Here is a 12,774-nt window from a genome sequence, read left to right as displayed (position 1 = left end):
CTTTTATCATGAAAAAACAATGAAGCATAAACTTCCCAACAGCTTTTCTTTCTCTTTTCGACCAATCGTTTTTTCATTTCATAAGCCTTTTTTACCTCGAAAATGCATCAGCTTGCCCTATTCTCTTTTTTTTTCCTATTTTCTTGCCTAAATCATTTTCAACGCTATGCTAACGTCTATGTTTTATCTTGCCCATATATCAGACGTGCACCTTGCACCTTTGCCCCAACCTTCTCTCTTTGAACTTTGTGGAAAACGCCTTACAGGCTATCTGAATTGGCAAAAAAAACGTAAGAATCAAATGGCAACAAATGTTCTAGAAATTTTAATGGATAGCTTGAAAAAGACAAATCCTGACCATCTTGTCATCTCTGGTGATCTTGTTAATCTTGCTCTTGATAAAGAATTTGAACAAGCGCATCAATGGTTGCTAAACCAAGGAGAGCCTCAAGATATTTCCTTAACATTTGGCAATCATGATGCCTATGTCCGTGGTGCTTTCCAAAAAGCCTGTACCCTTTTTAAACCTTGGATTGAAGGTGATATCCCCCAAAAAAAGGCTTTTCCTTATATGCGCATTCGCAAGAATGTTGCTATTATAAGTGTCTCGTCAGCCATTGCAACACCACCATTTCAAGCTTTTGGTTATTTTTGCAAAAGGCAAGCGCAAGCTTTATCGCAACTTTTAAATGAAGCCGCAACACGCAAACTTTTTCGTGTCGTCATCATTCACCATCCCCCCTTTCATCACGCAACCTTTTGGCATAAGAAATTATGGGGGATTGAACGTTTTCTAGATGTTATCAATCATCACGGCTGTGAGCTCGTTCTTCATGGCCATACCCATCTCCCTACATTGAAGACTATTCAAGGAACCACAGGAAAAAAAATTCCTATCGTAGGTGTTTCCTCGGCATCACAAGCTTTTGATGATAAAGCTCCTCCCGCAGGATTCAATTTATTTTCCATTGATGGTGAAAACTCTCAATGGTACTGCCAATTACAACGCTATAACCTTATCAATCAAAAAAATGAAATAGCCTGTACTGAAACAGTAAATCTTTAAGCATTTTGCAAGTCCTAAAAGTTGTAGAAACAAGCGAACAATAAAAACATCCCTAGGTTAATACTTGATATTCACTTTCTCTCTTTCCGATTCATCCAGACAAAAATTCTGAACCATAAAGCTAATGACAGATTGCTTTCTCTCACATGCTTTTTTCCACCAACGACTTATATATTTCATCTCACCAGCTTATTAGATAAGCCTTGCCATCAATATTGTACTTAACCTTATTCTTTATCAGGTTGATGCAAAAAAAAGCAAACACAGACCAGCACTTTTTATATCCATATAAAGGCAGCTTATATTCTCCCTTAAGGCACAATATTATAGGCTACAACAGATAATTGAAAAAATCTTTTTATAGAAAAGGAACCACCGTTGTACCTAGAGGCAATTTAGCCTCTTCCTCAGGCTCAACATGAATAGAAATACGCACATTATCAAATTCTTCTTGAAGAACACCTTCAATTTTATCGCAAATCCTATGTGCTTCTCCTACCGACATAACAGCGGGTACAACCAAATGAAACTCTATAAAAGTCACTCTACCAGCAACACGGGTAAGCAAATCATGGACTTCAAGTGCACCCTGTGCATTTGCAGAAATAAGCTCACGAATCCGCATAGTCTCATTCAATTCAACGCCAACATCCATTAATCCTTGGACAGCACTGTTAATAACCTTCCAAGCTTGCAAAAGAATATTAACGGCAACAATGATTGCTAAAATCGGATCCAATACACCCCACCCACTGAAAAAACCAGCAACCAAACCAACTAAAATAGCCAGTGAGGTAAAAACATCTGTTATAAAGTGCATTCCATCTGCCTTAAGAGCCGGTGAACGGTGCATTATTCCCTGATGGATTAGAATCCAACCCCACATGCAATTTATGATACTTGCAACAACATGAATGACGAGCCATATCCCCGGCTTTTGCAATAACTTTACCGTCGAAAGAGCCACCCATGCCTCTCTTAAGATGATAATCGCTGCAATAATGATGAGGATTCCTTCAAGAATCGCGGAAAAATATTCCGCCTTATGGTGCCCAAAAGGATGATCATGATCAGCCGGCTTCATACTCACTTTAACCGCCCACCATGCTACCAATGAGGCAAGTATATTTACGATTGATTCCAATGCATCAGAATAAAGTGCAACCGAACCGGTGATGTGATATGCCCAATATTTCAAAGCGAAAACGATAAATGCCACGAAGATAGAATAGAGGGTTAAGCTTTGTATATTAATTTTGGCACCCATCACCACGCCCATTCTTCTTTACAAAATAAGAAATAGCATTTTAAACTATAATCCCTGTGACATTCTTGACATACTACAACTCCTCTTGCGTCTTCATAGAAAGAGACGTTGTACAAGATAAAAGAACCTCACAGCGCACCATTGTCATTTCAGTATCAAGGCTGTTACACAATATAACATCAGAAATAACGCAATGTAGATATTCTAACAAGAAATAAAAAGCTCTCTTAAAAAATCAAAGGCATTCTCTTCATCCTCTCATAAACTTTTAAGTCATTCCACAGCTCTATGAGCAAAAAAAACTCACAATACATCAGTAGAATTGCACACAGTAAAAAAGATTGCTTTACCTTATACTGCAATCTTATATATCAACTGAAGCAAAAAAACTATTTCAGAGAAGAAAGAAAAACAGAAAGATACCCCCAAAAGAATCTGAGCATTGGGGACCCAGATTCTCTTCCCTTAGAAATTAAGGGTATGCAGAGCTTAGGAAATAGCGGGGACCTAAAACCCTGCACCCGATACGAAAACAAACTACTTGCACCGCACTCGGTATCCTTACACTATACCTGTGGTTGTATTTTGTCAACACAATTCTATTATAAGTTTTAAAATAATGGAATTTTTTTAGCTCTCTCTTCAAAAAAGCAAATATTGAACACTAGCAATTGAGAAAAAAGCACATTAGACCCTCTATATGCATTTAAATATCATAACAATCTATGAAACTGATGATCCACGTCTGAGAGACTATCAGAACATCCGTGAAAAAGATCTTGTTGGACGATGACATCAATTTATAGCTGAAGGTAAAGTCACGTTATCGGCATTGCTTGCTTCCAAAGAATTTTCTGCCCTCTCACTGCTCATAGTGAGTGAACGTCTTTCTGGACTTATGCCCCTCTTAGAAAAAACACAACCAACATGTCCCATTTATTGCGTCCATCAAAAAATCATGGATGATATTGCGGGTTTTCATGTTCATCGTGGTGTGCTTGGTATTAGTAAACGCAAGTCACTCCCATCATTACAAAATTTTTTACAAAGTCTTCCAAAAAAAGCTTTGATTCTGGTTTTATGTGATATCTCCAATCACGATAATATGGGAGCCATTTTTCGCAATGCAGCTGCCTTTGCCAGTCATGGTATTATCATCGACAAAACCTCATGCGATCCACTCTACCGCAAATCTATCAGAGTTTCTACTGGAGCAGCTCTCAAAGTACCCTATACGCAAGGTGCGGATATTGATGACATTATGGTAGCTCTAAATGTTGCAGATTTTCATCTCTATGCACTTTCTCCCTCTGCCCCATACACTCTAAAGCAAGTAAAACCCATAAAAAGAATAGCTCTTATTTTGGGAACAGAAGGCGATGGCTTACCAAGCCCCATCCTACAAAAATCAGAAAGCTTACGCATTCCTATGGCTCACAGCTTTGACAGCCTTAATGTTGCTACAGCAACAGGTATTGCACTCGCCCATTTTAGCGATTGCGCTAAACTTTTCTAAAAACAATAATACTGTAAATTGTAAAATATCTCGTGAGTATATTCTTTTTATTTACAAGAAGCAGTTGTTTCAAAGTCTGAAGCAACAGCCGTTTTTGCTTCTAGATTGCACAAAAGACGCTTCAACATCACTTCAGTATCAGCAGCACGTTCTGAACGGGTTACAAATCCTCCTCCAAGAACACGCGCTTCATTACTATTTCCATCATAAAGAACACAAGCTTGTCCCGGTGCTACAGCACTCTCACATTCCAATAAATCAACGGAAAAAACACCCTCTCGATAATGTAACCGCGCAAGATGCGGAGGACGTGTCGAACGAACTTTTACAGCCACCTCAACCCCCTCAAAGGGAAAACTATTCAACGACTCATCACCAAGCCAGTTTACATCCCGCAAAAAGAGCTTATGTGTCTCCAACATCTCACGTGGGCCAACAATAACACGCGCATTTTCCACATCGAGATAAACCACATAAAGCGCTTCACCCGTTGCAACGCCAATACCACGACGCTGACCAACCGTGTAATGGACAATTCCCGCATGTTTTCCTAAAATCTGTCCATCGATATGCACAATCACTCCAGGATTAGCCGCCTCTGGACGCAATTTTGTGATAACATCAGAATATTTTCCCTGCGGAACAAAACAAATATCCTGACTGTCATGCTTATTGGCAACAACAAAGCCCATTTCTGCCGCTATTTCACGCACCCGTGCTTTAGGAAGATCACCAAGTGGAAAGCGCAAATAATCAATCTGCTCTTGTGTCGTTGCAAAAAGGAAATAGCTCTGATCGCGATCTCCATCGAGAGGACGGAAGAGCGCCCGATGCGCACCATGGGAACGTGAGCGGATATAATGCCCCGTTGCTAAAGCATCTGCACCTAATTGGCGCGCCGTTGCTAAGAGATCAGCAAATTTAACAGTCTGGTTGCACGCCACACATGGCACAGGAGTCTCGCCATGTGCATAACTTTCTGCAAAAGGATCAATCACAGCTTCACGAAATCGCTTTTCATAATCAAGAACGTAATGAGGTATCCCCAATGTCTCTGCTACGCGTCGCGCATCTTCAATATCTTGCCCAGCACAACACGCCCCAACCCGATGTGTTGCAGCACCATGGTCATAAAGCTGTAAAGTAATCCCAATGACATCATATCCTTCCTTTTTCAAAAGGCCTGCCACAACCGATGAATCAACCCCACCTGACATTGCTACAACAATGCGGGAATTCTCAGGCCGTCCTGGTAAATCAAGACTGTTCAAAAACATGTATTCATTCTCTACTTAATGGACACTCAATATGTTAATGCCCTTAATATGCGCTATTCATTGCTTTTATGCTATTCACCGTCCTCTTATATTGTTTTTTTATTCTTTCCACAACCAATAGCATCACTTTCTTAAAAACGGTTGCAAACAAAAAAAGAATGATGAAAATAAGGCATAATGAAAATCTTTTCTATTGTTTAAAAAATCCAATAAAAATATTATAAAAGACGACTCTTCGCGCTTCACTTTGAAGCATATTTTTGTTGTCTTTCTTACTTTATTAATTTTTTTTCAACGCGTTTAGCTCTTTTTTAAATTTCATGTTTTATAAACGAATCAAATCCTTGACTAAAGGTAGAGGATAGAATGACAAACCTGATAAAAACACAAATGAAATATGTTATTGGACCAGATGGAAGTCCACTTACAATTGCTGATCTACCGCCCCAAACCACAAGGCGGTGGGTAATCCGTCGCAAAGCTGAAGTTGTTGCGGCTGTAAGAGGTGGATTATTAAGTCTTGATGAGGCGTGTCAACGCTATACTTTAACCGTGGAAGAATTTCTCTCATGGCAAAGTTTGATTGATGAACACGGTTTAGCAGGATTACGAACCACCAGAATTCAACATTACAGGTACTAATTGCCAGTGATAGTGATTCGATAACAGCTTAAAATACAAACAGCCAAACTCTTACAGGTTTGGCTGTTTTTTTGCCTCTCAGCATATAAGTATCTCAAAATATTAATTTCAAAGCGATAGTTTTATCAGCCTGTCATTGAATGAGATTGCCTTAAAACACCCCCATCATCCGTGAATACTTTCTTTTCCCGTGCCTCAAGAAGCTGTGCACGCTGTAGCTCTCCACTGATTTCATGAAGCGTCATTTCAGCATTTGTTTTTTGCAGCTGCAAATCACGAATCGAATTTATAAGATTATCGCGCCTCTGCCGCGCTGCACGAGCAAAAGCAGAATAAGCAAAATGATGAACATCATTGTTCCCAGATTTACGCTCTTCATTAATAATTTGCGACTCTAATTCTAATACCATTCGCTCAAATTCTGCAATCATCATCTCAAGCTGTGCAATTTCACGACGCTTCCCACGCACTTGAAACATCTTCAATCGCACTATACTTTCCCGTGGCTTCATACTCACTACTCCTTGATTACGCCAGCTCAAAATTCATATTCGCACTTTAATACACCGCTTGTTGGCTTTTGGCTGAAGGAAACCATCCATTCTAAAATTCAAAACTACAATTTCTGTCTTTCCTTACAGAATATGATGAACACAACATTTTAAAAAATAACTATTTCTTCACCTTTCTCTTCCACTATAGAACAAAGAGGTTTAAAGCTCTGTAAACAAAAACTGAAATTTTAAAAAATTAATTAAAGTAGTCTTTTATAAGATTTTCTTAAAGTAAAATTTCCGTGGAAAAAGCATTTTATTTTTTCATTAACTCCCAAAATATGCTATTTTTCTAAAATAATTTTGTAACCTCTTTTAAAAATAAAAAGATTTTGTTAACCACTATCATGGATAGTGGGGAATTCAGTGGTGATTGTTACGCGTACTACTGAAATATTCATAAACGCTTTTATTATTAAGTGTTTGGTTTCATAAGTTGTTTTTATCAACAGTGGTTTTATCTGCTGATAAAATGGAAATGCTCTTTTTGATTCGTAAGGAGCAAAGTGAGGGATTAAAATGCGCGTATTATTAATTGAAGATGATAAAGTTATGACACAGAGCATTGAGCTCATGCTTAAGTCAGCAAACTTTAATGTTTATATCACTGATCTAGGTGAAGAAGGTGTCGATTTAGGTAAGCTTTATGATTACGATATTATTCTGCTTGATTTAAATCTGCCTGATATGTCAGGCTATGATGTCTTGCGGACCTTAAGGTTAGCAAAAATAAAAACCCCTATCCTCATCCTTTCTGGTATGAATGCCATTGAAGATAAGGTGCGCGGTTTTGGCTTTGGTGCTGATGATTATATGACAAAGCCCTTTCATAAGGATGAACTTATTGCGCGTATTCATGCGGTTGTTCGCCGTTCAAAAGGGCATGCGCAATCAGTTATTGTTACCGGTGATCTTACTGTTAACCTTGATGCAAAAACCGTCGAAGTTGCTGGGCGTCCCGTTCATTTAACAGGTAAAGAATATCAAATGCTAGAGCTTCTCTCTCTACGCAAAGGCACAACACTCACCAAAGAAATGTTTCTCAATCATCTCTATGGTGGAATGGACGAACCAGAACTCAAAATTATCGATGTTTTTATCTGCAAACTGCGGAAAAAATTAGAAGCTGTTGCTTCTCACGTAAACTACATTGATACCGTTTGGGGACGCGGTTATGTGTTACGTGATCCAGTTGAAGAAAACGTACGTAAAACCGCTTAAGCAGTAAAAATGCACATGGTAAAATCTCGGAATATAGCGGGCCGAGATTTTTTCTCTGTGACAAATAAAGGTTCTCGCACAAAAGCCTCTCGTTAGAAAAAATCCTAAAGCTTTAGAACCCTCACCCCTCCCAATTTACAAATATCATCTCATTGCTCACCGATATATTCTAAGCCATCTTTTTCAAATACGGCTTAAGCATTTCTATCTTAAAGTCTCTTCACACTTTCCAAAATAATAAAATGATCCGTTTCATCGATATTTATTTTCATATCTGTCACTTCAGAAAGTAACACTGTATAATAAGATTGAATAAGATGAGCATCGATGTGCTCTTCCTGAATTTCTCCATTATACAATGCGATAAAATGAGAAGGAATACGGAGATTTTTACCGCAAATCTCAAAGCGAAAAGAACGTTTATTTTCCTCTTGCACAATCATAACAACAATTTCTCCTCCACGAGAAACAGTTGCATTTGCAATCAATAACAAATTAAGCAAAAGTTTAACTTCATTTTTTGGCAAAAGCAGAGCAGGAACTTGCCATTTTAAAATTGCTTTTTCTTCTTTCATATATTGTTGAGCCACCTGCTCAGCGGAACGTGTATCTATTTGTCCCCCATTTGCACCTGAAAAACCGAAAGCTAATCGTGCAAATTGTAAACGCGCAGAAGCGCTCGCAACGGACCAACGCACCAATTGCAAAGCATCTTCTTCAGCTCCTCCCTCATCATAGAGCTCCATCGCATTTTGAATAGCACCAACAGGTGAAATTAAATCATGGCAAAGACGACTACAAAGCAAAGCAGCAAGATCCATAGGCTTCAAAGAAACAGCTAATGTCATAATTATTGAAAACTCCTAAGATTAAAAACAAGCTTGCTTTTAAAGCAAAACTCTTAACATCCAATGGATACATATAGGAAAATTTAACAATCATGCTAATTTTTTAGAAACAAATTCAAGAATTTAAATGAACTTACATCTTATTTTTTATTTGAATAGAATAAAAATCTTAATATTATCTTTTATTTGTAACCAATAAAAGGGAAAAACTCTATGATCCTCTTTCTTCTAAAACGCTGGTACAAAAACATTGTATCTTTTATCTTCCTTTTATTCGTCGTCATAAACACAGCAAAAGCACAACTCCAACCAATAGAACAACAAGAACCTCATTATTCGCTACAAGAAATTATTGATTCAGGTCATGTCTTTTTTGGAAAAACAACAAGTGGTATAGCAGTAGCAATTCAAAATATCTTCTCACAATACGGTTATCCAAATGCCTATATTTTAGGGGAAGAAGCTTCTGGTGCCTTTTTTGCAGGCCTAACCTATGGTGAAGGAAGACTTTTTACAAAACTCTACGGTCAACATAAAGTTTTTTGGCAAGGTCCTTCTGTAGGATGGGATTTTGGTGGCCAAGGTTCTCGTCTCATGATCTTAGTTTACGATCTTAATAATATAAATAATTTATGGGGCCGCTATGGTGGTATTTCAGGTTCGGCCTATTTAATTGCAGGTGTTGGTTTTCATGTCCTAAAACGCCACAATGTCTTACTCGTTCCAGTCCGGACAGGTATTGGTGCACGGCTTGGCATAAATGTAGGATATTTAAAATTAACACCCAAACCAACATGGAATCCATTTTAAACGGAGTTTTATTAAAAAGGGGATTTATGCTTATTCAATCGCTTCTTTTTTTTATTCTTGGCGTCGCCTCTACAGCGTGGATATTGGTGCTTTTAGCTCCGCTTATTTGGCGGAAAGCTGTTTATTTTGCACATAAAAATGTTGCTGCACAAATTCCGTCATCACACACTGAAATACAAGCAAACTACGATTTTCTCTGTGCACAATACGCTATGAAGCTTGCGTACAACGAACAAAAATATGAATTTTTGCAAAAAAAATATATGCAACAAAAAATACAACTCAGCCAAACAACAGAAAAGCTTTATCAATTATGTTTTCCCAAACAAAATATATCTTCCCCCTCAAAAGAAGCTATCACAACGAAACAAAATCTTTTTTCAACAAACACTTTCATGATGGACATTAAAACTATGCGAGAAAAAATCGCCCATTATCAACAACGTTTACAAAAAATTCAAATCAATGAGCTCAATGCCATGGAAAACCAGCAACTCCTAGATGAACTGCGTGAAGAAACAAAGGAATTGGCAGCAACATTAGCTGCTCAAATAGCACAACAAGAAGGAGAAAATTCACCCATAACTGACATGACCAAACTTTTTCAACAATCCCAACATGCTAAAAAACACCAATCTCTTGAAGAAAAAAGTGATCTTGCATCTCTGATTTATAAAAAAATAACCTGCACGAAGAAAACACCTCCCACATAAATTGTCTCCAAAACAACTTAATATAAATAATAAATATTAAATCAGTCGACGTTAATATTGATTAAATCTTCCCTACCCCAATAAATTTATTATCTATTGAGAAAAACATGTTTTCCCCTCTTTGTTCTAAAGGATGAAAATTCTACCCATAACACTCTGTAAGCACTCTGGATTTCTGTCTATCGAGCTCCATCTGCTGACCATTCATATGGCCCACTTACACAAATTCCTAAGAGAAAAAACTGCCCTGAACACTTGCCACATTATCTAAAAATAGTGATGTCTAAACCTAAACAACAATGTTTTACGGAAAACTTTCGTTAAAAGAATAGCTGTAAAGATATTCTCTCAAGAATGATAAAAATCTCTTATTCTTTGGATAACCATATCCTGATCATTTTGCGTCAAATAAGGGTGCATGGGTAAACTTAAAACATGGTCTCCCAAAGACTCAGAAACGTCAAGAGAACCTTTTACATAAGGGAAATGCTTATAAGCGGGCTGTTGATGCAAAGGAGTTTTATAATAAACCATTGTAGGAATAGAGTTTTTCTGTAAATAATCTTTTAGTTCATCACGTTTTTTTACTTTAAGAGTATATTGTGCATAAGCACAACGAACATTATCTCCCACTTCTGGAACTGTAACAATATCTCTTAAATGATCTGAATAATATTGAGCAATCACCACACGCTTTTCCATCTCTTCTTCAAAGATCACAAACTTTTCTAATAAAACTGCAGCTTGAATAGTGTCTAGACGCGAATTCATACCGATACGCACATTGTCATATTGCGTTTCACCTTTACCATGAAAGAGGATTGAACGTAAAAGTTCTGCCAGATAATCATCATTTGTCATCATAGCACCTCCATCGCCATAACAACCCAATGGTTTTGCAGGGTAAAAACTTGTGGCAGCCACATCACCAAAAGCTCCACACATAGTATTCCCGCTTCGTCCTCCCATTGATTGCGCTGCATCTTCAATCACAAACAAATTTTCTTTTGCCGCCACATGAGCAATTTGTGCATAATCCGCAGGAAGACCAAACAAATCAACAGCAATAATCGCCTTGGGTTTAAGACGTCCTTCTTTTTTAATCATTTCGATTGCTTCACAAAGTTTTCCTACATCAAGATTGAATGTATCAGGCAAAACGTCAACAAAAACAGGTTGAGCTCCCACCAAAGCAACAACTTCAGCAGTTGCGGAAAACGTAAAACTAGGACAAAAGACAGCATCACCTGGACCAATATTTTTAGCCATAAGAGGCATTTTCAACGCATCCGTTCCATTGGCACAAGCAATCACATGTTTAACACCAAGATAATTGGCCAATTTCTCTTCAAATTCTGTTACTTTTGGTCCCAAAATATACTTACCACTGGCGATCACATGCGCAATTGCAGAATTAATTTTGTCTTCAATACGCGCACGCTGCGCTCCAAGGTCAATAAATTGCATACTAACTCCATTGATTATCACAAGAATGCAAAAACGCTACTTATCTCTTTTATCTCTAATAGTTAACATGAGCAGCAGTTAAAATTCGTAAAACAGCAAGAGCATCATCGCCATTTGTGCGAGGCGCTTGACGCGTTTCAATACAATGAAGGAAATGCTGTAATTCACAAGTAAGAGGCAAATCTTCACACACATCAATATAGTCCACCTCATCAGTGCTAAAAGCCCACTCTTGATTTTCTTTCCAAACGGCAAAACGGTGCAATGCCAATTTACGGCTCCATGGTTCCATATCATCAAAAACAAGCATAGCTTTTGTACCAACAACCGTTAAACGCCTTTCACGATAGGAACTCAAGCGTGACGTAAAAAGATGGCTACAGATACCATTTGGAAAAGTCATATGAATATGGGCAAAATCAGAACACTGATCAATAATAGCTCCCCCTTCACCGCGAACCTCGGAAGGTTCACATCCCGTGAGAGCTAAAATCATTGAAAGATCATGAGGTGCAAGATCCCACAAAGCATCGCTTTGTGTATGAAATTTGCCAAAACCTAATCGGTGAGAATAAATATAACGCACCTCCCCCAGTTCTCCCCTTTCCACCAATTCACACATTTTTTCAAAGGCAGGATGAAACCTTAAAATGTGACCCACCATAAAAATCCGTTCGTATTTGCGAGCAATTTGTACTTGGCGTTCAGCATCAGTAATATTCAAAGCTATTGGTTTTTCAACGAGGACATCCTTACCATTTTTTACAGCACGCAAAACATTTTCTGTATGAAGCTGCGGAGGGAGTGCCAACACCAACGCGTCAACATCTTTATAAGCAAAAAGATCATCCGGCGCGATAACATCAACGCCATACATATCTGCGAAATTTGCAGCACGAGCACTATCAACATCAGAAACTGCTGCTAAAGCTCCAAGACTTTGGAGTGTTCTTATATGATTCCCACCCCAATGACCGCATCCTAAAACCGCTACACGTGGCATCATTTTTATGCCTTACCTCACCTCATCATATAAAAATTATATTTTCCTAGTACTCCATATCGAGGATAAAATAGAATGACAAGAGAAAAGCTTAAAAACGATGCTTGACATCTTACTATTCTACCTCTTATATCCGCAAAAGATGAAATAATGTAATCATATTTGTATTTGGCGGAGTAGCTCAGTAGGTTAGAGCAGAGGAATCATAATCCTTGTGTCGGGGGTTCGAATCCCTCCTCCGCTACCATTTTCTTCTCAATTGTTGTAGCTTGCCAGCAGGTTTTGTATATTTTGACACTAGGTTTTGTACCAATTTATTTTGTTTCACATGATTTTTAAGTGGTTCTCAAAGGGTCTTCAAAGACCTTTCAAAGGGTGTTTTAAGATTTG

The 12,774-nt window shown here is 38.1% G+C and carries 11 protein-coding genes, 1 tRNA gene and 1 pseudogene; 7 read left to right on the top strand and 6 right to left on the bottom strand.

Annotated elements, in window-relative coordinates:
- The first annotated feature begins 166 nt into the window (after positions 1-166).
- Positions 167-1,066, top strand: coding sequence for a metallophosphoesterase family protein (locus ABD917_RS03995; RefSeq protein WP_345118815.1), 900 nt, complete (start codon positions 167-169; stop codon positions 1,064-1,066).
- A gap of 358 nt (positions 1,067-1,424) precedes the next feature.
- Here ABD917_RS03995 and ABD917_RS03990 read toward each other — a convergent pair whose 3' ends face one another.
- Entirely contained in the window at positions 1,425-2,333 is a 909-nt protein-coding gene (locus ABD917_RS03990; protein ID WP_345118814.1) for a cation diffusion facilitator family transporter, read from the bottom strand.
- A gap of 700 nt (positions 2,334-3,033) precedes the next feature.
- Between ABD917_RS03990 and ABD917_RS03985 the strand changes: the two are divergent.
- Positions 3,034-3,849 (top strand): annotated as a pseudogene (locus ABD917_RS03985) (TrmH family RNA methyltransferase).
- Positions 3,850-3,896: 47 nt separating this feature from the next.
- Here the strand turns inward: ABD917_RS03985 and mnmA are convergent.
- Positions 3,897-5,126, bottom strand: a complete 1,230-nt coding sequence (mnmA, locus tag ABD917_RS03980; RefSeq protein WP_345118813.1) for a tRNA 2-thiouridine(34) synthase MnmA — start codon at positions 5,124-5,126, stop codon at positions 3,897-3,899.
- A gap of 366 nt (positions 5,127-5,492) precedes the next feature.
- Between mnmA and sciP the strand changes: the two genes are divergently transcribed.
- A complete protein-coding gene (gene sciP, locus ABD917_RS03975) occupies positions 5,493-5,768 on the top strand; it encodes a CtrA inhibitor SciP (RefSeq protein ID WP_345118812.1) in 276 nt (91 codons plus the stop codon).
- Positions 5,769-5,893: 125 nt separating this feature from the next.
- On the opposite strand, the gene ABD917_RS03970 is transcribed toward sciP, so the two are convergent.
- Positions 5,894-6,280, bottom strand: coding sequence for a flagellar export protein FliJ (locus ABD917_RS03970; RefSeq protein WP_345118811.1), 387 nt, complete (start codon positions 6,278-6,280; stop codon positions 5,894-5,896).
- Between the two features lie 561 nt (positions 6,281-6,841).
- On the opposite strand from ABD917_RS03970, the gene ctrA reads away from it, so the two are divergent.
- Positions 6,842-7,543: a response regulator transcription factor CtrA gene (gene ctrA / locus ABD917_RS03965; protein WP_345118810.1), complete on the top strand. Its 702-nt coding sequence runs from the start codon at positions 6,842-6,844 to the stop codon at positions 7,541-7,543.
- Positions 7,544-7,752: 209 nt separating this feature from the next.
- On the opposite strand, the gene chpT is transcribed toward ctrA, so the two are convergent.
- Positions 7,753-8,391: a histidine phosphotransferase ChpT gene (gene chpT / locus ABD917_RS03960; RefSeq protein ID WP_345118809.1), complete on the bottom strand. Its 639-nt coding sequence runs from the start codon at positions 8,389-8,391 to the stop codon at positions 7,753-7,755.
- 213 nt (positions 8,392-8,604) lie between these two features.
- On the opposite strand from chpT, the gene ABD917_RS03955 reads away from it, so the two are divergent.
- Positions 8,605-9,201, top strand: a complete 597-nt coding sequence (locus ABD917_RS03955; RefSeq protein ID WP_345118808.1) for a DUF1134 domain-containing protein — start codon at positions 8,605-8,607, stop codon at positions 9,199-9,201.
- 26 nt (positions 9,202-9,227) lie between these two features.
- Complete coding sequence (locus ABD917_RS03950) at positions 9,228-9,914, top strand: hypothetical protein (protein WP_345118806.1); 687 nt, start codon at positions 9,228-9,230, stop codon at positions 9,912-9,914.
- A gap of 348 nt (positions 9,915-10,262) precedes the next feature.
- On the opposite strand, the gene ABD917_RS03945 is transcribed toward ABD917_RS03950, so the two are convergent.
- Both ABD917_RS03945 and ABD917_RS03940 read right to left on the bottom strand, forming a co-directional pair.
- Positions 10,263-11,381 (bottom strand): DegT/DnrJ/EryC1/StrS family aminotransferase, encoded by a 1,119-nt coding sequence (locus ABD917_RS03945; protein WP_345118805.1) that lies wholly within the window; start codon positions 11,379-11,381, stop codon positions 10,263-10,265.
- A 55-nt stretch (positions 11,382-11,436) separates the two neighbouring features.
- Positions 11,437-12,387 (bottom strand): Gfo/Idh/MocA family protein, encoded by a 951-nt coding sequence (locus tag ABD917_RS03940; RefSeq protein WP_345118803.1) that lies wholly within the window; start codon positions 12,385-12,387, stop codon positions 11,437-11,439.
- A 167-nt stretch (positions 12,388-12,554) separates the two neighbouring features.
- Between ABD917_RS03940 and ABD917_RS03935 the strand changes: the two genes are divergently transcribed.
- Positions 12,555-12,631: transfer RNA gene (locus ABD917_RS03935), tRNA-Met, on the top strand.
- Positions 12,632-12,774 lie beyond the last annotated feature (143 nt).

It is taken from the genome of Bartonella pachyuromydis, from assembly GCF_039543065.1.
GTDB lineage: Bacteria > Pseudomonadota > Alphaproteobacteria > Rhizobiales > Rhizobiaceae > Bartonella > Bartonella pachyuromydis.
This window is presented reverse-complemented; position numbering and strand designations above follow the sequence as displayed.